This is a genomic window from Methylobacterium sp. E-041, from assembly GCF_022829665.1.
Taxonomy (GTDB): Bacteria; Pseudomonadota; Alphaproteobacteria; order Rhizobiales; family Beijerinckiaceae; genus Methylobacterium.
This window is the reverse complement of the sequence record NZ_JAKSYQ010000076.1, coordinates 160,440-184,233: the sequence shown is the minus strand read 5'-3', so window position 1 is coordinate 184,233 and position 23,794 is coordinate 160,440. Positions and strand designations below refer to the sequence as shown.

General features: G+C 72.1%; 23 protein-coding genes. 13 read left to right on the top strand and 10 right to left on the bottom strand.

The window, feature by feature from the left end; genetic code table 11:
- Positions 1-174: 174 nt before the first annotated feature.
- From MKK70_RS07825 to MKK70_RS07790, 8 genes are all read left to right on the top strand, one after another.
- The gene (locus MKK70_RS07825) at positions 175-801 is read left to right on the top strand and encodes a 2-hydroxychromene-2-carboxylate isomerase (protein ID WP_147729303.1); all 627 of its coding nucleotides are present in this window, start codon (positions 175-177) and stop codon (positions 799-801) included.
- A 112-nt stretch (positions 802-913) separates the two neighbouring features.
- Positions 914-1,603, top strand: a complete 690-nt coding sequence (locus MKK70_RS07820; protein WP_243932154.1) for a DsbA family protein — start codon at positions 914-916, stop codon at positions 1,601-1,603.
- A gap of 233 nt (positions 1,604-1,836) precedes the next feature.
- Positions 1,837-2,406 carry a F0F1 ATP synthase subunit delta gene (locus tag MKK70_RS07815; RefSeq protein WP_147728193.1) on the top strand — a complete coding sequence of 190 codons (570 nt, stop codon included), beginning with the start codon at positions 1,837-1,839 and terminating at the stop codon, positions 2,404-2,406.
- 74 nt (positions 2,407-2,480) lie between these two features.
- Positions 2,481-4,016, top strand: coding sequence for a F0F1 ATP synthase subunit alpha (gene atpA, locus MKK70_RS07810; RefSeq protein WP_147728192.1), 1,536 nt, complete (start codon positions 2,481-2,483; stop codon positions 4,014-4,016).
- 71 nt (positions 4,017-4,087) lie between these two features.
- A complete protein-coding gene (locus tag MKK70_RS07805) occupies positions 4,088-4,975 on the top strand; it encodes a F0F1 ATP synthase subunit gamma (RefSeq protein WP_147728191.1) in 888 nt (295 codons plus the stop codon).
- Positions 4,976-5,023: 48 nt separating this feature from the next.
- On the top strand, positions 5,024-6,481 hold the full coding sequence (atpD, locus tag MKK70_RS07800) for a F0F1 ATP synthase subunit beta (protein WP_147728190.1): 1,458 nt from the start codon (positions 5,024-5,026) through the stop codon (positions 6,479-6,481).
- Positions 6,482-6,485: 4 nt separating this feature from the next.
- On the top strand, positions 6,486-6,734 hold the full coding sequence (locus MKK70_RS07795; protein WP_243946700.1) for a hypothetical protein: 249 nt from the start codon (positions 6,486-6,488) through the stop codon (positions 6,732-6,734).
- Between the two features lie 70 nt (positions 6,735-6,804).
- Positions 6,805-7,206 (top strand): F0F1 ATP synthase subunit epsilon, encoded by a 402-nt coding sequence (locus MKK70_RS07790; RefSeq protein WP_147728188.1) that lies wholly within the window; start codon positions 6,805-6,807, stop codon positions 7,204-7,206.
- A gap of 49 nt (positions 7,207-7,255) precedes the next feature.
- On the opposite strand, the gene MKK70_RS07785 is transcribed toward MKK70_RS07790, so the two are convergent.
- The 6 genes from MKK70_RS07785 to hrpB all read right to left on the bottom strand — a co-directional run bounded on the left by MKK70_RS07785 (position 7,256) and on the right by hrpB (position 13,119).
- On the bottom strand, positions 7,256-8,503 hold the full coding sequence (locus tag MKK70_RS07785) for a CCA tRNA nucleotidyltransferase (RefSeq protein ID WP_243946698.1): 1,248 nt from the start codon (positions 8,501-8,503) through the stop codon (positions 7,256-7,258).
- On the bottom strand, positions 8,503-8,760 hold the full coding sequence (locus MKK70_RS07780) for a DUF6111 family protein (RefSeq protein WP_147843531.1): 258 nt from the start codon (positions 8,758-8,760) through the stop codon (positions 8,503-8,505). The genes MKK70_RS07785 and MKK70_RS07780 overlap by 1 nt, the downstream gene beginning before the upstream one ends.
- 38 nt (positions 8,761-8,798) lie before the next feature.
- Positions 8,799-9,479, bottom strand: coding sequence for a CoA pyrophosphatase (locus MKK70_RS07775; RefSeq protein WP_243946696.1), 681 nt, complete (start codon positions 9,477-9,479; stop codon positions 8,799-8,801).
- Complete coding sequence (locus MKK70_RS07770; RefSeq protein WP_243946694.1) at positions 9,476-10,054, bottom strand: DUF1285 domain-containing protein; 579 nt, start codon at positions 10,052-10,054, stop codon at positions 9,476-9,478. Before MKK70_RS07770 ends, MKK70_RS07775 begins: the two co-directional genes overlap by 4 nt.
- 7 nt (positions 10,055-10,061) lie before the next feature.
- Positions 10,062-10,529, bottom strand: a complete 468-nt coding sequence (locus tag MKK70_RS07765; RefSeq protein WP_147844603.1) for a PaaI family thioesterase — start codon at positions 10,527-10,529, stop codon at positions 10,062-10,064.
- 106 nt (positions 10,530-10,635) lie between these two features.
- The gene (gene hrpB / locus MKK70_RS07760) at positions 10,636-13,119 is read right to left on the bottom strand and encodes an ATP-dependent helicase HrpB (RefSeq protein WP_243946691.1); all 2,484 of its coding nucleotides are present in this window, start codon (positions 13,117-13,119) and stop codon (positions 10,636-10,638) included.
- A 179-nt stretch (positions 13,120-13,298) separates the two neighbouring features.
- Between hrpB and MKK70_RS07755 the strand changes: the two genes are divergently transcribed.
- Together MKK70_RS07755 and mutS are read left to right on the top strand one after the other, a co-directional pair.
- The gene (locus MKK70_RS07755) at positions 13,299-13,589 is read left to right on the top strand and encodes a hypothetical protein (RefSeq protein WP_147729502.1); all 291 of its coding nucleotides are present in this window, start codon (positions 13,299-13,301) and stop codon (positions 13,587-13,589) included.
- A gap of 226 nt (positions 13,590-13,815) precedes the next feature.
- Positions 13,816-16,467 (top strand): DNA mismatch repair protein MutS, encoded by a 2,652-nt coding sequence (gene mutS, locus MKK70_RS07750; protein ID WP_409568254.1) that lies wholly within the window; start codon positions 13,816-13,818, stop codon positions 16,465-16,467.
- Between the two features lie 7 nt (positions 16,468-16,474).
- Here mutS and MKK70_RS07745 read toward each other — a convergent pair whose 3' ends face one another.
- Complete coding sequence (locus MKK70_RS07745) at positions 16,475-16,897, bottom strand: response regulator (protein ID WP_243946688.1); 423 nt, start codon at positions 16,895-16,897, stop codon at positions 16,475-16,477.
- Positions 16,894-17,982: a PAS domain-containing protein gene (locus MKK70_RS07740; protein ID WP_243946686.1), complete on the bottom strand. Its 1,089-nt coding sequence runs from the start codon at positions 17,980-17,982 to the stop codon at positions 16,894-16,896. Before MKK70_RS07740 ends, MKK70_RS07745 begins: the two co-directional genes overlap by 4 nt.
- A 298-nt stretch (positions 17,983-18,280) precedes the next feature.
- On the opposite strand from MKK70_RS07740, the gene MKK70_RS07735 reads away from it, so the two are divergent.
- The 3 genes from MKK70_RS07735 (at position 18,281) to MKK70_RS07725 (ending at position 21,412) form a co-directional block, all read left to right on the top strand.
- On the top strand, positions 18,281-19,714 hold the full coding sequence (locus MKK70_RS07735) for an AmpG family muropeptide MFS transporter (protein WP_243946684.1): 1,434 nt from the start codon (positions 18,281-18,283) through the stop codon (positions 19,712-19,714).
- Positions 19,715-19,724: 10 nt separating this feature from the next.
- Positions 19,725-20,678: an EcsC family protein gene (locus MKK70_RS07730; protein WP_243946681.1), complete on the top strand. Its 954-nt coding sequence runs from the start codon at positions 19,725-19,727 to the stop codon at positions 20,676-20,678.
- A 74-nt stretch (positions 20,679-20,752) separates the two neighbouring features.
- Entirely contained in the window at positions 20,753-21,412 is a 660-nt protein-coding gene (locus tag MKK70_RS07725) for an MgtC/SapB family protein (RefSeq protein WP_243946679.1), read from the top strand.
- Between the two features lie 130 nt (positions 21,413-21,542).
- Here the strand turns inward: MKK70_RS07725 and ilvA are convergent, their stop codons facing one another.
- Both ilvA and MKK70_RS07715 read right to left on the bottom strand, forming a co-directional pair.
- Positions 21,543-23,150 (bottom strand): threonine ammonia-lyase, biosynthetic, encoded by a 1,608-nt coding sequence (gene ilvA, locus MKK70_RS07720; RefSeq protein ID WP_243938013.1) that lies wholly within the window; start codon positions 23,148-23,150, stop codon positions 21,543-21,545.
- 283 nt (positions 23,151-23,433) lie between these two features.
- Positions 23,434-23,778, bottom strand: a complete 345-nt coding sequence (locus tag MKK70_RS07715) for a diacylglycerol kinase (protein WP_147727848.1) — start codon at positions 23,776-23,778, stop codon at positions 23,434-23,436.
- Between the last annotated feature and the right edge of the window lie 16 nt (positions 23,779-23,794).

Genomic DNA, 23,794 nt, shown 5'->3' with positions numbered 1-23,794 from the left:
GCCGTCCCGAAGCCTGCAACCGGAACGGCCTGCAACCGGCATGCCGGGACGGACGTTCGATCAGGCGTGCGGGGCGTCGCGGACCCTCGTCCACGCGCCCGAGGCCGCCTCGCTCCCGACACCGACGGGTGCGAGATTTGCGTGCCGACATCCAGACCCGGAGAAGCGATCACCATGGCGCGCCAGCCGACCCTCGAGTTCTGGTACGAGTTCGCTTCGACCTATTCCTACCTCGCCGCCGCCCGGATCGAGGGACTGGCCGCGGCGGCCGGCGTCGCCGTGCGCTGGCGCCCGTTCCTGGTCGGGCCGATCTTCGCCTCGCAGGGCTGGACCAGCTCCCCCTTCAACCTCTACCCGGCTAAGGGCCGGAACATGTGGCGCGACCTGGAGCGCGAAGCCGCGCGCTGCGGCCTGCCGCCCGTGCGCCGCCCCGATCCGTTCCCGCAGAACAGCCTCAGCGCGACCCGCGCCGCGATCCTCGGGCAGGACCAGGACTGGCTGGTGCCGTTCTCGAAGGCGGTGTTCGAATCCTGCTTCGCGCACGGCCGCTCGATCGCGGAGCCCGCGGCGGTGGTCGAGATCCTCAACGGCCTCGGCCTCGACGGGACGCAGCAGCTCAAGGCGGCGGCGAGTGAGGCCAACAAGACCAAGCTCCGCGTCGTCGGCGAGGAGGCACGCTCGCGCGGCATCTTCGGCGCCCCGACCTTCCTGACCGACGACGGCGAGCTCTTCTGGGGCAACGACCGGCTCGAGCAGGCGCTGGCCTGGGCCGCCGGCGAGCGGCCGGGCGACATGCGCTGACGAGAATTCGCGCCGAACGGATCCCGCGGCGAAACAATCCGGCCGAAGGCCCCGACATCGCCTGAATCGCCGGGCTGATGCGCGGGCTCGACACCGCCGCCCGGACGCCGCCATGCCCTTCACCCGCCGCCACCTCCTCGCGACCTCGGCCGCAGCCGGCGTCGCCCTCGCCGGGGCCGCCCGCGCCCAGTCCTACGGGCAGCGGGTCGCGGTGACGAGCGACGAGGGCAGGGCGGTCGCCAACTCGGTGCTGCCCGGCGAGATCACCGGGCAGATCGCGTCCCTGCGCGGCGTCACCTATGTCGGCCCGCGCGAGGCCGAGACGACGCTGTACGAGTTCTTCGACTTCAACTGCCCCTACTGCCGCAAGGCCGCCGCCGACGTGATCGCGCTGCACGCCGCCGACCCGGCGCTTCGGATCGGCCTGGTGCAGAACCCGATCCTGTCGCCGCAATCGGCGCAGGCCGCCAAGGTGGCGCTGGCCGTCCAGCGCAAGCTCGGCTCCGAGGCCGCCTGGGCCTTCTACGGCCAGCTGCTCGGCAAGCCCGGCAAGATCGACGGCCCCGGCGCGCTCGCCGCCGGCACCGCGCTCGGCATCGCCGGCCCGGATCTGGAGACGATCGCCGACAGCGACGAGGTCCGCGAAGCGCTCAAGAGCCAGATGCGGATCGCGGCCGATCTCGGCCTCTACGCGACCCCGTCCTACGTGCTCGGCAATGCCGGCATCCTCGGCCATCCGGGCGCGCGGGCGATGGCGAAGATGATCGCCGCCACGCGCCGGTGCGATCGCCTCGCCTGCTGATCGACGCCTGCGGATCGCGGCTTTCGCGCAAGCTCGGCCGGGGCGCCGCGGCCGGCCGATCGCCTTGCGCGGCTCCGGTTGCCATGCTAGGCGGTCGCCGCGCCGGCCGAGGGATCTTCATGGTCCCCGACCGCCCGGCACAATCCCATTTCCCGACGGTCTCCGGCCCGGCGCCCTCAGTACGGCGCGGCCCGGTCGGAACCGAAGGGCCAAGGAACAAGAGAGAGCGACGGGTGGCGCAGAACGGTTCCGAGGGTTCCCTGGTCGGCGGCGTGTCGGGTCGATACGCCTCCGCCCTGTTCGATCTCGCCCGTGACGAGCGTCAGGTCGATGCGACGGCCGAGGGCCTGGAGCGCTTCGACGCCCTGCTCAAGGAGAGCGCCGACCTCCGCCGCCTCGTGCGCAGCCCGGTCTTCTCCGGCGAGGAGCAGGCCGCCGCGATCGGCGCGATCCTCGAGAAGGCCGGCATCACCGGCCTGGCCGCCAACTTCATCCGCCTCTCGGCCGCCAACCGCCGCCTGTTCGCGCTGCCCGGCATGATCTCCGCGTTCCGCAGCCTGGTGCGCGAGTCGAAGGGCATCGTCCGCGCCGAGGTCCGGGTGGCGGAGCGTCCCTCCGACGCGGTGCTGGAAGAGATCAAGGCGAGCTTGCGCGACGTCGCCAAGTCCGAGATCGACCTCGACCTGCACGTCGACCCCAGCCTGATCGGCGGCCTCATCGTGAAGATGGGCTCGCGCATGGTCGACGCCTCGCTCCGGACCAAGCTCAACGGCATCCGTCTCGCGATGCGGGAAGCGCGCTAGGCCGTCCGACAGGACGCTCCGGCTCCCGCCATCACACGTAAACACCTGATTCGAACGAACTGAAGGGCCCGACGATGGACATCCGCGCCGCCGAGATCTCCGCGATCCTGAAAGACCAGATCAAGAACTTCGGCGAGGAAGCCGAAGTCTCCGAGGTCGGCCAGGTCCTGTCCGTCGGCGACGGCATCGCCCGCGCCTACGGCCTCGACAACGTCCAGGCCGGCGAGATGGTCGAGTTCGAGTCAGGCGTGCGCGGCATGGCGCTCAACCTCGAGCAGGACAACGTCGGCATCGTGATCTTCGGCTCCGATCGCGACATCAAGGAAGGCCAGACCGTCAAGCGCACCGGCGCGATCGTGGACGTGCCGGTCGGCAAGGCCCTGCTCGGCCGCGTCGTGGACGGGCTCGGCAACCCGATCGACGGCAAGGGCCCGATCCAGTCTACCGAGCGTCGCCGCGTCGACGTAAAGGCGCCGGGCATCATCCCGCGCAAGTCGGTGCACGAGCCGATGGCGACCGGCCTCAAGGCCGTCGACGCCCTGATCCCGGTCGGCCGCGGCCAGCGCGAGCTGATCATCGGCGATCGCCAGACCGGCAAGACCGCGATCGTGCTCGACACGATCCTGAACCAGAAGCCCGGCCACGCCGCGGGCGGCGACGAGACCTCGAAGCTCTACTGCATCTACGTCGCGATCGGCCAGAAGCGCTCGACGGTGGCCCAGTTCGTGAAGGTCCTCGAGGACCAGGGCGCGATGGAGTACTCGATCGTCATCGCCGCCACCGCCTCGGACGCCGCGCCGATGCAGTTCATCGCGCCGTTCGCCGGCTGCGCCATGGGCGAGTACTTCCGCGACAACGGCATGCACGCCGTGATCTCGTACGACGATCTCTCCAAGCAGGCCGTGGCCTACCGCCAGATGTCGCTGCTGCTGCGCCGCCCGCCGGGCCGCGAGGCCTATCCCGGCGACGTGTTCTACCTGCACTCGCGCCTGCTCGAGCGCGCCGCCAAGATGGGCGATGCCGCCGGCAACGGCTCGCTGACCGCCCTTCCGGTCATCGAGACCCAGGCTAACGACGTCTCGGCCTACATCCCGACCAACGTGATCTCGATCACCGACGGCCAGATCTTCCTGGAGACCGACCTGTTCTACCAGGGCATCCGCCCGGCGGTGAACGTCGGCCTGTCGGTCTCGCGCGTCGGCTCCTCGGCCCAGACCAAGGCGATGAAGAAGGTCGCCGGCAAGATCAAGGGCGAGCTGGCGCAGTACCGCGAGATGGCGGCCTTCGCCCAGTTCGGCTCGGATCTGGACGCCTCGACCCAGCAGCTGCTCAACCGCGGCTCGCGCCTCACCGAGCTCCTGAAGCAGCCGCAATTCTCGCCGCTGAAGATGGAAGAGCAGGTCGCGGTGATCTACGCCGGCGTCAACGGCTACCTCGACAAGATGCCGGTGGCGAAGGTCCGCCCGTTCGAGGACGCGCTGCTCTCCGCGCTGCGCTCCAAGCACGCCGACCTGCTCTCCACCATCCGCGACTCGAAGGACCTGTCTGACGACAGCGCCGCCAAGCTGAAGAGCGTGGTCGAGGGCGTGGCCAAGTCGCTCGCGAACTGAGAACCCGCCGCATCGGGCGCCCGGCGACGGGCGCCCGATCGTGAACAGGCCCTGAGAGACCGGACCACCCGATGGCGAGTTTGAAGGATCTGCGCAACCGCATCACTTCGGTGAAGGCGACGCAGAAGATCACCAAGGCGATGCAGATGGTCGCCGCCGCGAAGCTGCGGCGCGCCCAGACGGCCGCCGAGAGCGGCCGGCCCTACGCCGAGAAGATGGCGGCCGTGCTCGGCAACCTCGCCGGGAACCTCGTCGGCGGCGTCGGCGCCCCGAAGCTGCTGGCCGGCACCGGCAAGGACCAGACGCACCTGCTGATCGTCTGCACCGGCGACCGCGGCCTGTGCGGCGCCTTCAACTCGTCGATCGCGCGCCTGGCGCGGGCCCATGCCGACAAGCTCACGGCCGAGGGCAAGACCGTCAAGATGATGACGGTCGGCAAGAAGGGCCTCGACCAGCTGCGCCGCCAGTTCCGCGAGCAGATCGTCGAGAGCCAGGACATCCGCGGCAACCGCCCAGTGGACTACCCCTTCGCCGCCGAGATCGCCGACAAGATCCTGACCCGGTACGAGGCCGGCGAGTTCGACGTCGCGACGCTGTTCTTCTCCGAGTTCCGTTCGGTGATCTCGCAGATCCCGACGGCGCAGCGGCTGATCCCGGCGGAGCTGCCCGAGGGCGTCGCTAGCACCACCGGCGCGCCAGCCGACTCGGCTCTGGAGTTCGAGCCGTCCGAGGAAGCGATCCTCGAGACGCTGCTGCCGAAGAACCTCACGGTCCAGGTCTACCGGGCGCTCCTGGAGAACGCGGCCTCCGAGCAGGGCGCCCGCATGAGCGCCATGGATTCCGCGACCCGCAACGCGGGCGAGATGATCAAGAAGCAGACGCTGATCTACAACCGCACGCGTCAGGCGATGATCACCAAGGAACTCATCGAGATCATCTCGGGCGCCGAAGCCCTCTAAGCGCCCTCACCGGCGCACCGACCGCATACCTTTCAAGGGCACGCAATCATGGCAAACACCGCTCTCCCCGGCGCCGGCTCCAACAAGGTCGGCAAGATCACCCAGGTCATCGGCCCCGTCGTCGACGTCCAGTTCGACGGCCACCTGCCTGAGATCCTGAACGCGCTCGAGACCAAGAACAACGGCGCCCGCCTCGTTCTCGAAGTCGCCGCCCAGCTCGGCGAGAGCACCGTGCGCTGCATCGCGATGGACACTTCCGAGGGCCTGACCCGCGGGCAGGAATGCACGGACACGGGTTCGCCGATCATGGTGCCGGTCGGCCACAACACGCTCGGCCGCATCATGAACGTCATCGGCGAGCCGATCGACGAGGCCGGCCCGATCCAGTCCGACAGCCTGCGCGCCATCCACCAGCCGGCGCCGGACTATACCGATCAGTCGACCGAGTCGCAGATCCTCGTCACCGGCATCAAGGTGGTCGACCTGCTCGCTCCCTACGCCAAGGGCGGCAAGATCGGCCTGTTCGGCGGCGCCGGCGTCGGCAAGACCGTGCTGATCATGGAGCTGATCAACAACATCGCCAAGGTGCACTCCGGCTACTCGGTCTTCGCCGGCGTCGGCGAGCGCACCCGCGAGGGCAACGATCTCTACCACGAGATGATCGAGTCCAAGGTCAACATGGACCCGAAGGAGCATAACGGCTCGGCCGAGGGCTCCAAGTGCGCGCTGGTCTACGGCCAGATGAACGAGTCGCCCGGCGCCCGCTCGCGCGTCGCGCTCACCGGCCTCACCATCGCCGAGGACTTCCGCGACCAGGGCCAGGACGTGCTGTTCTTCGTGGACAACATCTTCCGCTTCACCCAGGCCGGCTCGGAAGTGTCGGCGCTGCTCGGCCGCATCCCGTCCGCGGTGGGCTACCAGCCGACGCTGGCCACCGACATGGGCGCCCTGCAGGAGCGCATCACCACCACCAACAAGGGCTCGATCACCTCGGTGCAGGCGATCTACGTGCCGGCCGACGATCTGACCGATCCGGCGCCCGCCGCCTCCTTCGCCCACCTCGACGCGACCACGACGCTGTCGCGCTCGATCGCCGAGAAGGGCATCTACCCGGCGGTGGACCCGCTCGACTCGACCTCGCGCATGCTCTCGCCGGCGATCCTCGGCGAGGAGCACTACGAGGTGGCCCGCAAGGTCCAGCAGACGCTGCAGCGCTACAAGTCGCTCCAGGACATCATCGCCATCCTCGGGATGGACGAGCTGTCGGAAGAGGACAAGCTGACCGTGGCCCGCGCCCGCAAGATCGAGCGCTTCTTCTCGCAGCCGTTCTCGGTGGCCGAGATCTTCACCGGCTCGCCGGGCATCCAGGTGCCGCTGGAAGACACCATCAAGGGCTTCAAGGGCCTCGTCGAGGGCAAGTACGACGACCTGCCGGAGGCGGCCTTCTACATGGTCGGCACCATCGAGGACGCCCAGGCCAAGGCCAAGAAGCTGAAGGCCGCCTGAGGTCTTGAACGGCAAGATCGTCCTTCTGGTCGTCGGCCTCCTGGCCGGCGGCCTCGTCGGCTACGTCACGCGGCCCGAGGCGGCCGAGCTCAAGATCGGGCCGCTCTCGGTCGAGGTGCAGGGCGACCGCCCGGCCGGTGCCCGGGGCGGCGAGCTGACCACCGGTCAGATGCAGCATATCGGCCTGTTCGCCGGCATCGGCGCTCTGGTCGGCTTCGGCCTCGGCTTCGCCACGGACCGGCGCAGGGCCTAACCTCTCAGGTCGGCACGCAGCCTTCAGCAGGCCGCGTGCCGGGAATGACAAACGTCGGGATTCCGAGCGCATGGCCACCTTCCACTTCGATTTCGTCGGCCCCGAGCGGTCGCTGTATTCCGGCGAGGTCGAGTCGGTGCAGCTTCCCGGCACCGAGGGCGAGATGACCGTCCTCGCCGGCCACGCTCCGGTGCTGACCTCGCTCCGCGTCGGCGTGATCGTGGTCACCGAGCGCGCCAACAGCGGCAAGCGCATCTACGTCCGCGGCGGCTTCGCCGACATCGGCCCGACCGGGGTGACGGTGCTGGCCGAGCGCGCGGCGCCGATCGAGGAGCTGACCCCGGAATCCCTCGACCGCGACATTGAGGCGGCCGAGCTGCAGCGCGACGCCACCGAGGACCTGCAGAAGCGCGAGGAGCTGAACGGCCAGATCGTCCAGCTCCAGGAGACCAAGAACCTCCTCAAGCTCTGAGCCGTTCGCCGCTCTCGGCCGAGGCTACCGAAGCCCGCTCGAACCGCCGTCACCGGTGCGGTTCGGCGGGCTTTTCCATGTCGAGGACGTGCGCGATCAGCGCCTCGGCCGCTTCCGGGCCGACGGGACAGCCCTGGTCGAGCCAGCGCCGCCGCGCCGCCGCCAGGGCGAGCCCGATCCGCGGCCCGGCCGGGATGCCGCGGGCGACGAGGATCGCGCCGGTCACCGGCAGGACCGGGGCCGGTCCGTCCTTCATGTCCCGCCAGGCGGCCGCGGCGTCGGCCCCGATCACCGGCCGCGGCTCGCCGGCGACGACGGCCAGCGCCGCCCCCAGGGCCGCCGTTCCGTGCTCGGCCGCGAGCGCCCGCAGCGCCGGAATGTCGATCACGGCCCGGGTCTTCAAGGCGGCTAGGGCGCGGGCATAAGCATCGAGGGCGACGAGCTCGGCCTTGGACAGGCGAAGGCTCTCGGCGAGGCGCTCGGCATCGGCCCGCGTCGTCACGGAAAGGGCGGCGAGCCGGTGGATCGTCGGAGCGCCAACCGCGATCGCGCGCGACAGACGCCCCCTCTCGGCGACGCCCCCGGTGATGCGGGCCAGGAGGCCGGTCTCGGCGAGGACATCGACCGCCTCGAGCGCATGCGGCGCGGCCAGAAGCTTCAGGAATTCCGATCGCACGCGCTCCCGCGACAGGCCGTCGAGGGCCGCCCGCGCGGCGATGCAGGCGGCGAGCGCGTCCGCGTCCGGTCGGCCCTCGCCGAAGCGGGCATGGAAGCGGAAGAACCGGAGGATGCGCAGGGCGTCCTCGCGGATCCGGGTCGCGGGGTCCCCGATGAAGCGGACGCGGGCGGCCGCGAGGTCGGCGCGGCCGCCGGTGGTGTCGTGCAGCGTGCCGTCGGCCCCGAGCGAGAGCGCGTTGACCGTGAAGTCCCGCCGCTCGGCGTCGCGCACGAAGTCGCGGCCGAAGCGGACGACCGCGTGCCGCCCGTCGGTCTCGACGTCCTCGCGCAGGGTCGTGACCTCGACCGGTCGGCCGGCGACGACCAGCGTGACGGTGCCGTGCTCGATCCCGGTCGGAACCGCCTTGAGGCCCGTCGCCCGCGCGCGGGCGATCACGGCGTCGGGCAGCAGCGTCGTCGCCAGGTCGATGTCGGCGGCGTCGATCCCGAGGAGCGCGTCGCGGACGCAGCCGCCGACGAGGCGGGTCTCCTCGCCGGCCTGGTCCAGGGCGCCGAGCGCCGCCCGCACCTCCGGCCTGGCGAGCAGCCGTGCCGGGCCCTCGGGGTCGAGGCTGCGCATCAGCGGAACTCGCCCGGCACCAGGCGGCCGTTCTCCATGTGGGTCGGCACGAAGCCGGCGGCATGGCGCTCGGAGAACAGGCCCGAGGCGACCATTGAGGCGATCACCACGGCCAAGCCGGCCAGGACGAGGCGGAAGGCCTGCGCGTCCCAGTGCGCCCGCTGCAGCGGGTTGCGGCCGACGAGCAGCAGGTAGGCGAAGAACAGCCCGAAGGGCAGCAGGAAGAGCCCGAACTCCTCCACGAAGCGACGCAGCATGGCACCCGATCATTGGGCGCGGGCGATCCCCGCGCGGCTTAAGATTGGGCCTTCGGCCGCCCGAAATCGAGCCGTTCGGCGAGGTTGTGCAGGATGCCCGCTGTCACACCCCAGATCAGCCGCTCGCCGTAGGGGAGGGCGTAGAATCGCCGCTCGCGCCCCTGCCACACCCGCATCCGCAGCTCGTAGCGCGCGCGGTCGGCGAGCACCGCCAAGGGCACCTCGAAGATCGCGTCGACCTCGGCCGGGTTCGGCGCGAGGCGCGCCTCCGGGTCGATCAGCCCGATCACCGGCGCCACCAGGAACCCGGTGCCGGACAGGTAGGGATCGAGGTAGCCCAGCATCCGCACGCGCTCCGGCGACAGGCCGATCTCCTCCTCGGCCTCGCGCAAGGCCGCCGCGTGCGGGCTCGCATCGGTCGGGTCGATCTTGCCGCCGGGCAGCGCGACCTGGCCGGAATGGTCGCGCAGGTGGGCGGCGCGCTGCGTCAGCACGATCGCGAGGCCGGCGTCGCGCGCGACGACCGGCACCAGCACGGCCGCCCGGCGATGGGGCGGCGGCGGGATCACGGCGCTGCCGTCGGGCTCCAGGCTGTGGTCGCCGCGCGGGTTCGAGGTCGGGTCGTCCGGCCCGGGCGGGTCGCGCGCGAGACGCGCTTCGGCGCGCGCCAGGAAGTCGGCGAGGTCCGCGTCGCGGGTCGGGCTGCCCACGATGCTCACGCCGCATCGGCCGGGGCGATGCGGTGGAAGCGGCCGCCGGCGGCGATCCCGAGCCAGGGGGCGCCGTCGAGGTCGCGTTCCTCGGCCAGGGCGACGAGGTCGTAGGTGAGCGCCCGCGTCACCAGCGCCCAGAGGCCGCGGCGGACGTGGAGATAGGGCTTGAGCGCCCCGGCCTCGCCTTGCGCGAAGCGGAGCTCGTGCTCGGCGTCGACGGGCACGAGGTCGTCGACGTTGGTGCGGAAGCTGATGCGGCGCGCCTCGCCCGCGCCGTCGACCGCCATCTCGACGGCGAGGAAGGCCGCATCCTCCACCACGATCGAGACCTTCTCCACCGGCGTGACCAGGACGGTGGTGCCGTCGGGCTCGCGCCGCAGGATCGAGGCGAAGAGCTTGACCATCTTCGGGCGGCGGATCGGCGTGCCCGCATGGAACCACGTGCCGTCGGCGGCGATGCGCATGTCGATCGCCCCGCAATCGGGCGGGTTCCAGGTCTCGACCGGCGGCAGGCCGCGCCTGGGCAGGTCGGCCAGGGCCGCGCCGAGGCGGCTCAGGGTCGGATCGTCGGAGGTGGTCATGGCGCTCTCAGATAGCGTCGCCGGTCGGTCCGGGAACGGGGGGCGCCTCCGGGCGCCGGCGCAGGATCTTCCAGACGCCCGAGGCGACGCCGACGACGCGCGCCGCGTGCCGAAGCTCGCAGCGCAGGAAGACGAGCGAGCCGGTGCGCTTGATCACCTCCGGCGCCACGGTGATCCAGTCGCCCAGCCGCGCGGTGTCGACGAACTGCATCTCCATTTGGATCGTCACGCAGTTCGCCCCGTCGGCCGCCCGCATCGCGGTCTCGCCCAGCGCCCGGTCGGCGAAGCTCATCAGCATCCCGCCGTGGACGACGCCGATCAGGTTGGCGTGCTTGTCGGCGGCCCGGAACGCGTAGGCGCCGTCGCGGACGTAGACCGGGCCGACATGGGCGATGAAGCCGGTGTCGTGGATCGGCGTCCAGCCGTCGCCCTCGGGCTGCCCGGCTTCGGGATTCTGCGGTTCTTCGGTCGGCATGCGGGCGGAGTCTCGATCTCGCGGGGGGCGGTCGCGCCCGGCTTCGTGTCACGGTCGCATCGCGCCCGCCGCCTGTCACCTGTCACCTGTTACCTGCCGTTCGCGCTCACGTGCCGCGCGGCTTGGCGCGGCGGGTCGGCGGCGCCTCCAGCGGGTTCTCCGGCCAGGGGTGGCGCGGATAGCGGCCGCGCATCTCGGTGCGCACGGCGCTCCAGGAGCCGCGCCAGAAGCCCGGGAGGTCGCGGGTGATCTGCACCGGACGGTGGCCGGGCGAGAGCAGGTGGAGCACGAGCGGCACCCGGCCGATGGTCGGATGCGTCGCCAGCCCGAACAGCTCCTGCACCCGCACGGCGAGGACGGGGCCGCCCTCGGCCTCGTAGTCGATCGGGATCCGCGAGCCGGTCGGCACCTCGACATGGGTCGGCGCCTCGGCGTCGAGGCGGGCCCGGAGGGGCCAGGGCAGCAGCCCCTGCAGCGCCTCGCCGAGGTCGCTGGCGGTGACGGCGTCGAGGCCGAGGCGGCCGACGAGGGCGGGCGCGAGCCAGTCCTCGACCGTCCCGGCGAGGGCGCCGTCCGCCAGATCGGGCCAGTCGCCGCCTTCCGCCGCGCGCAGGAACGCGATGCGGGCGCGCCATTGCGTCAGCGCCGGGGTCCAGGGCAGGCGCTCGAGGCCGAGCCCGGCGATGCCGCGGGCGAGGACCTTGGCCGAGTCGAGATCCGGCGGAACCGGGCGCGTGCGCTCGCCGAGCGTGACGGCGCCGAGACGGCGCAGGCTGCGGGCCCGCAGCGCCCGTGCCGCCGCGTCGAAGGTCACCTGCGTGACGCCCTCGATCCGGTCGGCGAAGCCGGCCTCGATCGCGTCGAGGTCGATCGCGGCGGCGGCGAGGATGCGGGCGTTGCCGGCGGCGCCGACGATGTCGGCGACGACGAGGAACGGCTCGCGGGCGAGCGGGGAGGCGGGGTCGAGGCGCCCGGCCCGGCCGTTGGCCATCACGAACTCGCCCTCGCGCCCGCGCGCCTTCGCGACCCGGTCGGGATAGGCCAGCGCCAGCAACGATCCGGCGCTCGGCTCGGGAGCCCCGCGCTCGCCGGATGCCGCGGCCGACCGTGCCCAGCCCTGCGCCATCCGGCGCATGTCGGCCGCGCGCTGGCCACGGTCGCGGCGAAAGCGCTCGACCCGGTCGGCGAGGTCGACCGCGTCGCCGCCGAGGCCGCGCTCGACCAGGACGGCGGCGAGGTCGGCGGCGGCCGCCGCGGCGCCGAGGCCGGCGGCGGCGACCACCATGCGGGCGAGCCTCGGCGGCAGGGGGAGGGCGCGCAGGCGCCGCCCGGTCTCGGTGAGGCGCCCGTCCGCGTCGATCGCATCGAGGTCGCGCAGCATCGCGCGCGCCTCCTTCAGGGCGGGCGCCGGCGGCGGGTCGAGGAAGGCGAGGGTGCCGGGATCGGTCACGCCCCACTCGGCGCAATCGAGCACGAGGCCGGCCAGGTCCGCCGAGACGATCTCGGGGCGGGTGAACGGCTCGAGCGCGCTGGTTCCGGCCTCGGCCCAGAGCCGCCAGCACACGCCGGGCTCGGTCCGGCCCGCGCGGCCGCGGCGCTGGTCGACCGAGGCGCGGGAGGCGCGCGCGGTCACCAGCCGGGTCAGCCCGAGCCCGGGTTCGTAGACCGGCACCCGCGCGAGGCCGGAATCGACCACGATGCGCACGCCCTCGATCGTCAGCGAGGTCTCGGCGATGCTGGTGGCCAGCACCACCTTGCGCGCGCCGGGTGCGGCCGGCGACACCGCCCGGTCCTGCTCGGCCGGCGTCAGCGCGCCGTAAAGCGGCGCGACCGCGACCTCGGGCCCGACTCGGCCTTCCAGCGCCGCGGCGACGCGGCGGATCTCGCCCTGGCCCGGCAGGAAGGCCAGGACCGAACCCGGATCGGCCCGCAGCGCACGCAGGATCGCGTCCGTCATCGCGTCCTCGATCCGGCGGTTCGGATCGCGGTCGGCGTAGCGGGTCTCCACCGGAAAGGCGCGTCCCTCGGACGCCACGACCGGCGCGTCGCCGAGCAGGCGCGCGACGCGGGCGCCGTCGAGCGTCGCCGACATGACCAGGATGCGCAGGTCGTCGCGCAAGCCGGCCTGCGCGTCGAGGGCGAGGGCGAGGCCGAAATCGGCATCGAGCGAGCGCTCGTGGAATTCGTCGAACAGCACCGCGCCGATGCCGGACAGTTCAGGGTCGTCGAGGATCATGCGGCCGAAGACCCCCTCGGTCACGACCTCGATCCGGGTGCGGCCCGAGATCTTCGAGCCGAGCCGGACGCGCAGGCCGACGGTGTCGCCGACGCGCTCGCCCAGGGTGCCGGCCATGCGATCGGCCGCGGCACGCGCAGCGAGACGGCGCGGTTCCAGCACGATGATCTTGCCGGAGCCGAGCCAGGGCGCGTCGAGGAGGTCGAGCGGCACCCGCGTCGTCTTGCCGGCACCCGGCGGAGCGACCAGCACGGCGGCGTTCGCGGATGCCAGCGCCGCGCGCAGGGCGGGAAGCGCCGCATCGATCGGCAGGGGGCTGAGCGGGGACAGAGCAGACGTCGGGGCGGATGGCATCGCGATCGTCCTACCGTGACGATCGGGCGGCGTTACGATTCAAGTCCGCGAACAATCCCGATTTAGCCAAGAAATTAATCCCCCTTCGACGGCACGATTCCACGGCCGATGCCTGGAACGACTTGAGGCGCTTGAACTTATAGCCCGGCAGCGCATGAGCGGGGACTGGAGAATTCTAGATGACACGTCTTTCCTTGACCCTTGCGACCGGACTGCTTCTCGGCGGCCTCGGCCTGGGGTCGATCTCCGTCTCCGCCGCGCCCGCGATGCCGCAGGCCGGCATCGTCGCCGGCAGCACGACCGACGCGGTCGCCTATCGCCGCCACTACCGTCATCACCACTCCACCAAGGCCGAGCGCATGATGCGCCGCCGCAATACCATGCGCCACGGGAACCCGAATGCGCGCAACCCGGCGATGCGCGGCTACCAGCAGAACCTCGGCAACACGGTCGGCGGCCCGCGCTACTGATCGATCCGCCTCGGAGCGATGCGAGGAAGCCGGCGCCCCATGGCGCCGGCTTCCTTCGTTCGTCGCGTCGCCGGCAGCGTCCGGCCTTCTCCCCAGCGATCCGGCGGGCGGGCGCTGATCAAACCCGGACGCGTCTGCTAAGAGCCGTCTCATGGCCCGCAGCTCAGCCCGAAACCTCGCCGACGTCGCCGGATCAGGCACCGCGGAGGTCGCCGGCCCGACGCCGATGATGGCGCAGTACATCGAGATCAAGGCCGCCAACCCGGACTGCCTGCTGTTCTACCGGATGGGCGACTTCTACGAGCTGTTCTTCTCCGATGCCGAGACGGCCTCGCGGGCGCTCGGCATCGTCCTGACCAAGCGCGGCAAGCACGGCGGCGCCGACATCCCGATGTGCGGCGTGCCGGTGGAGCGCGCCGACGACTACCTCAGCCGGCTGATCGGGCTCGGGCACAGGGTCGCGGTCTGCGAGCAGACCGAGGATCCGGCCGAGGCCAAGCGCCGGGGCCCGAAATCGGTGGTCCGCCGCGAGGTCGTGCGCCTCGTCACCCCCGGCACCATCACCGAGGACCGCCTGCTCGATCCGGGCAGCGCCAACCTGCTGCTGGCGGTCGGCCGTCGCAAGGTCTCGGACACGGCCTTCGCCTACGGGCTCGCGGCGATCGACATCTCTACCGGGCGCTTCGCCCTGAGCGAGGTTGCGGGCGCCGACCTCGCCGGCGCGATCGCCCGGCACGATCCGCGCGAGATCGTCCTGTCGGAGGCCATCCACACCGATCCGGCGCTCGCCCGGCTCTGGGCCGAGACGCGGGCGGCGGTGGTGCCCCTGGCCCAGGCGGAGCTGGAGCCGGCCTCGGCCGAGCGCCGCATCCGCGAGCAGTACGGCGTTGCGACGCTCGACGGCTTCGGCGCCTTCACCCGCGCCGAGATCGCCGCCGCCGGAGCGGCGCTGCTCTACGTCGCGCGCACCCAGCTCGCCGCCCGCGCGCCCCTGAGCGTGCCGACCCGCGAGGAGGCCGGGACGACGCTGGCGATCGACGCGGCGACGCGCGCGAACCTCGAGCTCACGCGCACGCTCTCGGGCGAGCGGGCGGGCAGCCTCCTCGACGCGATCGACCGGACCGTCTCGGCCAACGGCGCGCGGCTCCTGGCCGAGCATCTGGCCGGGCCGCTCACCGACCTCGCCGCCATCGCGCGGCGACACGAGGCGGTGGCGCGGCTGGTGGAGGATCGCGCCCTGCGCGCGACGCTGCGCGACGCGCTCGCCCGCGCGCCCGACCTCGCCCGCGCGCTGGCCCGCACCGGCCTCGGCCGGGCCGGCCCGCGCGACCTCGCCGCGATCCGCGACGGGCTCGACGTGGCGCTGGCGCTCGGCGCGCGCCTGTCAGACGGACGCGACCTGCCGGAGGATCTGGCGCGGCTCTCCGGCATCCTCGCCCACGCCGACCGCGAACTGGTCGAGACGCTGCGCGCGAGCCTCGCCGACGAGCTGCCGCTCAACCGCCGCGACGGCGGATACGTCCGCGCCGGCTACCATCCCGACATCGATGAGGCCCGCCTGCTCGGAAGCGACTCGCGCAAGGTCGTGGCGGCCCTGCAGGCGCGCTACGCCGAGGAGACCGGGTGCCGCACGCTGCGGATCAAGCACAACGGCCTGCTCGGCTACTTCATCGAGGTGCCGCAATCGGTCGGCGAAGCCTGCCTGAAGGGCCTGATGCGCGACTTCGTGCATCGCCAGACCATGGTCGACGCCATGCGCTTCACCAGCGTCGAGCTCGGCGCGCTGGAGCAGAAGATCTCCGGGGCCGCCGAGCGGGCGCTCGCCCTGGAAGGTGCCGTGTTCGACGACCTCGCCGCCCGCATCGTCGCGCAGGCCGAGGCGATCGGCGGCATCGCCGAGGCCCTGGCCGCCCTCGACGTGGCCGCGAGCCACGCCGAGCTTGCGGTGGAGCTCGACTGGCGCCGGCCGCAGGTCGACGCGTCGCTGAGCTTCGTCATCGCGGGCGGCCGCCATCCGGTGGTCGAAGCGGCCCTGCGCAAATCCGGCGCGGCCTTCATCGCCAACGATTGCGACCTCTCGGGCGAGGGGCGCGGCCGCATCCGGCTGATTACCGGCCCGAACATGGGCGGCAAGTCGACCTACCTGCGCCAGAACGCCCTGATCGCCGTGCTCGCGCAGATCGGCGCCTTCGTGCCGGCGCTCCAGGCCCGGATCGGCCGCGTCGACCGCCTGTTCTCCCGGGTCGGCGCCGCCGACGACCTCGCGCGCGGGCAATCGACCTTCATGGTCGAGATGGTCGAGACGGCCGCGATCCTGAACCAGGCGACCCGGCACTCGCTGGTGATCCTGGACGAGATCGGGCGCGGAACCGCGACCTATGACGGGCTCTCGATCGCCTGGGCCTGCCTTGAGCACCTGCACGAGACGAACGCCTGCCGCGCGCTGTTCGCCACCCATTTCCACGAGCTGACCGCCCTGGGCCAGCGGCTGGCGCGGCTCGACAACGCCACCCTGAAGGTCGCCGAGCACCGGGACGGCGTGGTCTTCCTGCACGAGGTGGTGCCGGGGGTGGCGGAGCGCAGCTACGGGCTCCAGGTGGCGCGGATCGCGGGCCTTCCGGGCAGCGTCGTCGCGCGGGCCGGCGCGATCCTGAAGGGGCTGGAGAAGGCCGAGCGCGAGCGCCCCAGCCGTCCGCGCATCGACGACCTGCCGTTGTTCGCGAGCCTCGCCCCGCCCCCTCTGCCGGAACCGGCGGTCGAGGCGGACGACGCGCTCGGCCTGCTGCTGGACGCGATCGACCCGGACGCGCTGACGCCGCGCGAGGCGATGGAGGCGCTCTACCGGCTCAAGCGCGAGCGCGAGGCGGCCGCCGGCTGAGCCCGGCTCAACCGGGCGCGCGGAAGAACCCGTCCGGGCAGGGCGGGGCCGGGACGCGCCCGGCGCGGCAGCCGGCCACGTAGTCGAGGGTGCTCGCCACGACCCGCTCGGAATAGGGCTTGGAGATCACGCCGAAGGCGCCCGCGAAGTCGTCGGGGATGCGCTTGGCGTTGGCGGTCATGAACACCACCGTCGTGCGCGGGTCGGCGCTGAGCGCGCGGGCGACGTCGACGCCGGTCGGCCCGTCGACGAGGTGGATGTCGACGAGCGCGATGTCGGGTGCGGTGGACTGCCCGAGCGCGATCGCCTCGGTCGAGCTGGCGGCGATGCCGACCGTGACGTAGCCGAGGTCGTCGAGCAGGAACTCGAGCTCGAGGGCGATCAGCGCCTCGTCCTCGACCACGAGGATGCGCAGGGCCGGGGCGCTCACGCGTCCTCCGCCAGGGGAATGTCGATCTCGACGACGGTGCCCGGCGCCCGATCGCGCCACGTGATCGTGCCGCGCAGCTGCCGCACCACCATCTCGACGAGGTTCCGGCCGAAGCCCGCCGGGTTCACCGGCCCCGCATCGAGGCCGACGCCGTCGTCCTCGATCGTGAGGTGCATGCCGGCGTCGGTGCGCTGCGCGGTGATGCCGATGCGGCCGCTCCGGTTCTCGGGAAAGGCGTGGCGGACGGCGTTGGTCGCCAGCTCGTGGATCATCAGGGCGAGCGGCGCGGCCATCGCGGCGGAGACGGCGATCGAGTCGATCCGCGCCTCGACCCGGGTCCGCTCCGCATCGAGCCCGGCGTTGAGATCGGACAGGAAGTCGTCGGTGAAGTCCGACAGGTTGAACTTGGTGACGTCGCCGGCCGAGTAGAGCATGCGGTGGGCGGTCGAGAGCGCGCCGATGCGCTCGGCCATGCTCGAGAGCGCATCGCGCGCCTCGCCCTCGGGCGTGCGCCGGGCCTTCAGCAGCATCAGCGACGAGATCACCTGGAGGTTGTTCTTGACCCGGTGATCGACCTCGTGGAGCAGGGCGGTCTTCTGCTCGAGGGCCGCCTGCAGGTCGGCGGTGCGCTGCCCGACCTGGCGCTCCAGCTCGTCGTTGGTGCCGCGCATCGCCTGCTCGACGGTGCGCTTGTCGGTCATGTCGGCCTGCGCGGCGAAGAAGAACGTCACCCGTCCGTCGGCGTTTCGCACCGGGTTGACGGTCATGCTGTTCCAGAAGGCGGTGCCGTCCTTGCGGTAGTTCAGGAGCTCGCACTCGATCGGCTCGGCCGCCTCGAGCGCGGCGCGCAGGCGCGCGACCTCCGACGCGTCCGTGCCGGCGCCCTGCAGCATCCGGCAATTGCGCCCGAGAAGCTCGTCGCGGTCGTAGCCGGTCAGCTTCAGGAAGGCCTCGTTCACCCAGACGATCGGGTTGTTGTCGTGCGTCGCCCCCGTGAGCAGCATCGGCGTCGGGCTCGAATTGAACGCCCGCGCGAATGTCGCCGGAGCGAGCGGATAATCCGCCTGATCGCTGGTCTCCATCATCCTGTAACCGATCGGTACGCGAGGAGCCTCGAGGCAGGGATGGCCGCCGCGCCGGGCCAGCGCGGCAGACCGTTGCGAGCGGAACGGCTACGCTCGCATCATCCGAACAGGTACGCAGGGGCAAGGTTCCCGACCCGTCCCGCTTGTACCCAGGCAAATGTGCGATGTCGCGTTAAGCAGACATCGACCATGATCCGGCCGCCGCACCCCGCACGGATCGCCCCCGACGCGCGGGGCGGCGCAAGGCTGCCACGATTCTCACGGATCAAGGCGGAAGGGCGTCAAGGAGTTCCACCGCATGGCCATGGACACCGCACCCGACAAGCCCGCACGACGGCTGCGGGCCCGCGACCTCGTTGAGGATCGGCGCATCGTCCTGATGCTGGCGCTCGGCTTCTCCTCGGGGCTGCCGCTGCTCCTGGTGCTCGGGACGTTCACCCTGCGGCTCGCCTTCTCGGACATCAACGTCAAGGCGATCGGCCTGTTCAGCTACGTGGCGCTGCCGTACTCGCTGAAGTTCCTGTGGGCGCCGATGATCGACCGGATCGACGTTCCGGTGCTGAGCGCTCGTCTTGGGCGCCGCCGCGCCTGGATGGTGACGACGCAGGTCGCGGTGGCGCTCTGCCTGGTGCTGATGGCCTTCGCCGATCCGCAGACGAGCCTCGCGCTGCTCGGCCTCGGCGCCTTCCTCGTCGCCTTCTGCGCCGCAACCCAGGACGTGGTCGTCGACGGCTGGCGCATCGACGCCGCCGGCACCGACTTCCAGGGCATCCTCGCGGCGACTTCGAACCTCGGCTACCGCCTCGGCCTGATCACGGCGGGCGCCGGCGCGCTGTTCATCGCCTCCGACAAGGGCTGGACCTTCGCCTACCTGACGATGGCGGCCCTGATGCTCGTCGGCCTGATCGCGGCCCTGCTCGCGCCTGCCTTCGACACCCGGCGCCCCGAGCCGGCGGCCGCAGCCGCGCAGACGCCGAAGGCGGCCGGGACGCGGCTGTTGTCGATCCGCCAGGCCGTGCTGGAGCCCCTGGTCGAGCTGCACGGCCGGATGGGGCCGGCCCTGTGGGGCTTGCTGGTGCTGGTGGCGCTCTACCGCATGCCGGATTTCGTCTCCGGCGTGATGGCGAGCCCGCTGTACCGGACGCTGGGCTTCGACCTGAAGGAGATCGCCACCGTCACCAAGCTCTACGGCATCTGGGTGGGCATCGCGGGCGGGTTCGCGGGCGGCTGGGCGATGGCGCGATTCGGGATGTTCCCGACGCTGCTGGCCGGCGCCTTCCTCGCCGCCGCCTCGCACCTCTCCTTCGCCTGGCTGTCGACCGGCGGGCCGGAGGTCTGGCGGCTGACGGTGGCGATCTCGATCGAGAACTTCTGCGGCTCCTTCGCCGGCATCGCGCTGATCGCCTACATGTCGAGCCTGACCACCCCCGGCTACGCGGCGACGCAGTACGCCCTGTTCTCCTCGCTCTACGCGCTGCCGGGCAAGCTCGTCGCGGGCACCGCCGGCTACATCGTCGCCGCCTTCGGCTACCCGACCTTCTTCGTCCTGACCTCTGCGGTCGGCATCCCGGTGGTGCTGCTCTGCCTCGCCGTCGGCAGAACGCCGAGCCGCAGGCCCGTGCCGGCCTCGGGCGACGCGGGGATGGCCGCCGCGGGCGGGCACGGGAACCCTCCCGGGCCCGTCCCGCTTCCTACCGGTTCGCCGGGCGTGCCCCTGAGAACCCAGGCTTGAGGAGGAATGCATGAGCGATATCGCGCTGACCGGTGAGGTCCTTCCGGCCGCCACCGAGTCCATCGAGCGTCCCTTGAGCGAGGCGGACCTCGCGGCATTGCGCCGGTCCGTCCGCGCCCTGGAGCAGCCGGGCCTCGCCGCCCGGCTCTCGGCCGCCGCCGGCGCTCCCCTCGACATGATCGGCCGGTCCCTGCCGGCCCCGGTGACCGAGGTCGTCGGGCGCTCGACCGAGGCGGCGATGCGCGGGGCGCTGCGCGTTGCGCTCAAGACCCTGCCGAAGGTCGCGGTCGCGCCGGCCGCCGGCACCGAGATCGAGAGCGTCGCCGTCAAGCCGGAGGGACGCCTCGGCGCGCTGCTCGGCAGCCTGACCGGATCGAGCACCTTCAACCACAAGGCCATGGCCGCGCTGTCGGGGGCGTTCGGAGGCGCCTTCGGCCTCGCGACGCTGGCCGTCGAGCTGCCGGTCTCGACCACTCTGATGCTGCGCTCGATCGCCGAGATCGCGCGGGAGGAGGGCGAGGACCTCGACGACCCGGAGGGTGCGCTCGCCTGCGTCCAGGTCTTCGCGCTGGGCGGAAAGGGCGATGCGGCGGGCGCGGCCGAGGGCACCGGCCTGACCGAGAGCGGCTACTTCGCGGTGCGCGCAGCCCTCGCCAAGACGATGGCGGAGGCCGCCCGCTACGCCGGGAGCAAGACGCTGCTCGACCAGTCGGCGCCGGCGCTGATCCGCTTCACCGCGCAGATCGCGGCGCGCTTCGGCATCGTGGTCTCGCAGAAGGTCGCCGCGCAGGCGGTGCCGGTGCTGGGCGCGTTCGGCGGCGCGGCGGTCAACACCGCCTTCATGAGCCACTTCCAGTCGATGGCCCACGCCCACTTCACCGTCCGGCGCCTGGAGCGCACCTACGGGCAGGCGACCGTGCGTGCGGCCTACGAGGTGGAGAAGGCCGCGCTCGGCGTCGCATGACGGGCTGAACCGGCCTATCGTCCCCAGAGGATCGCGGGACAGAACGGAGACCGGCCCTGCTCGGCAACGGAGAGATGATCGGCCGGCTCGCGCTGGCGGCCCTGCTCGGCAGCGTGATCGGGCTCGAGCGCGAGCGCCTGCTCTGGGCGGCCGGCCTGCGCACGCACATGCTGGTCTGCGTCGGCTCGTGCCTGATCATGCTGGTCTCGACCTACGGCTTCGCCGACGCGCTGGGCGCCCGGAACGTCGTCCTCGACCCGTCGCGCGTCGCGGCGCAGGTGGTCTCCGGGATCGGCTTCCTCGGCGCGGGCACGATCCTGCTGCGCGGCGAGGTCGTGAAGGGGCTGACCACCGCCGCGAGCCTGTGGGCGGTGGCGGCGATCGGGCTCGCCATTGGCGGCGGGCTCTACGTCCCGGCGGTGGCGACCACGACCTTCGTCGTCGCGATCCTCGCGGGCGTCAAGCCGCTGGAGGAGCGCTGGCGCGACCGGATGCAGACGCGGACCCTCCGCCTCGTCGCCAGGCGCGGGACACTGTCGATCGACACCCTGCACGCGGCGACCGGCGAACGGGCCTCGCGGGTGCGCCAGTTCGTGGCGCGCACCGCCGAGGACCCCGCCCTCGACGAGATCGAGGTCGCGTTCGTGCGCCTGTCGGCGACCAGCGTCGAGGCGATCGCCGAGACCCTGCGGGCGAACCCCGACGTCGTCAGCGTCGAGACGGCGCAGCGCTAGAGCACCGTCTTCACGCGAGCCGGGGGCCACCTCCCTCGAAGATGCTCATCTTGTGAAGTCGCATTTTCTTCACGCGAGCCGGGAGCCGCCTCGCTCGAACATGCTCGGGGCGCGCCGGACCCGAGGTCGCTCAGGCCTTCCTGAGCCCGAACCAGCCGGCGATGCCGGTCTTGGCCGCCGCGGGCTCGCCGTCTAGGAACATCCGGTAGGCAGGGTTCTCGGTCTCGTCGAAGCACGGGAAGCCGAGAGCTTCGACAGCCCGGTCGAAACGGCCTTTGGCGTCGGGGGGCACGGCGATGCCGGCGAGCACCCGGCCGTAATCGGCACCGTGGTTGCGGTAGTGGAACAGGGTGATGTTGAAGTCCTCGCCGAGCGCGTCGAGGAACTTCAGCAGCGCGCCCGGCCGCTCCGGGAACTGGAAGCGGTAGAGCCGCTCGTGCGCCAGGCCCGAGACGCGGCCGCCGACCATGTAGCGGACATGGACCTTGGCCATCTCGTTGTCGCTCATGTCGTGGACGTCGTAGCCCCCGGCGACGAGGCCCGCGACGAGGTCGCGCTTCTCGGGCCGGCCGCCGGGCAGGTTGATGCCGACGAAGATCCTGGCCTGCGCGCCCGGCGCGTAGCGGTAGTTGAACTCGGTGATCGCGCGCGGTCCCAGGGCCCTTATGAAGGCCCGGTAGGCGCCGGGCTTCTCCGGGATGGTGACGCCGAGCAGGACCTCCCGCTCCTCGCCGAGCTCGGCCCGCTCTGCGATGTGGCGCAGGCGGTCGAAGTTGAGGTTCGCCCCGGAGGAGATCGCGACGAGCGTGCCGGCGCCGCCCTCGCGCTCGGCGTAGAGCTTGGCGCCGGCGAGCGCGAGCGCGCCGGACGGCTCGGACACCGCGCGGGTGTCGTCGAAGATGTCCTTCACCGCCGCGCACATCGCGTCGGTGTCGACGGTGATGACCTCGTCGAGGTGCTGGCGGCACAGCCGGAACGTCTCGGCCCCGGCCTGGCGGACGGCGACGCCGTCGGCGAACAGCCCGACGCTCGGCAGCAGCACGAGCTCGCCGGCCTTCAGGGCCTCGGCCATGCAGGCGGCGTCGTCCGGCTCCACGCCGATCACCTTGGTCTCCGGCCGCAGGTACTTGACGTAGGTCGCGATTCCCGCCGCGAGCCCGCCGCCGCCGACGGGCACGAAGATCGCCTCGATCGGGCCGGTATGCTGCTGCAGGATCTCCATGCCGATCGTGCCCTGGCCGGCGATCACGTCGGGATCGTCGAAGGGGTGGAGGAAGGTGAGGTCCTGCTCGGCCTCCAGGCGCCGCGCCTCGCTCAGCGCCTCGTCGAAGGCGTCGCCGTGCAGGATCACCTCGGCGCCTCGGGCGCGACAGGCGTCGACCTTGATCGCGGGCGTCGTGCGCGGCATCACGATGACCGCCCGCACCTGCAGGCGCGCGGCCGCCAAGGCCACGCCCTGCGCGTGGTTGCCGGCCGAGGCGCAGATCACGCCGCGGGCGAGCTGCTCGGGCGAGAGCCCCGACATCTTGTTGTAGGCGCCGCGCAGCTTGAACGAGAAGACTGGCTGCAGGTCCTCGCGCTTCAGAAGCACCGGCCGCCCGAGCCGGACGGTCAGGCGCGGCATCGGATCGAGCGGGCTCTCGATCGCCACGTCGTAGACCCGCGCGGTGAGGATCTTGCGGATGTAGTCGGGTGCCGGTTCGGCCGGAGGACTTGCGGGTTTCACGGTGTCGGACATGCGGCCGGCAATAGCCGCTTGCCGCGCAAGATGCGAGCGCGCGCCCCCGTTCGGCCCCGCATGCCTGCCCGGCCCCGGATGCCGGAGACCGCCGGACGTGCGGCAGGGACGATGGTCCGCACCGCCGCCCGGGCGGGACGTCGGAGCGCGAAGGGCGTCGTGACGATCGGGACGCCGGCACCGGCGTTCCGCGAGCGTCCGAGCGACGGCGTCACGGTGAAGGCCCGCTCGGAAGTCCGCACGGTCCCGGCTCCGGAGCGACGATGGCGCGAACGCCGCGGCGTCAGAGCCGGTCGATCAGCGCAGCGACCCAGACCAGGGCGGCGATCGCCTGCGCCGAGAACGTCCCGGCCGAGGCGAGGTCCTTCACCGTGCCGATCCGCGGGTGGCGGCCGGGATGGAGGTGATCGCACAGCTTCTCGATCGCGGTGTTGAGAAACTCCGCGGCGAGCATCAGCAGGAGCGTCGCCATCAGCGCCACGCGGACCCAGAGGCTCGCGCCGAGCACGAGGGCCGCCGGCACGCCGACGACGAGCAGCACCAGCTCGAGCCGCACGGCGCGCTCGGTGCGGGCGCCGTGGACGAGGCCGCGCCAGGAATTCAGGAAGGCGAGCCAGAGCGCGTGCATTCACGCCGCCTCGTCC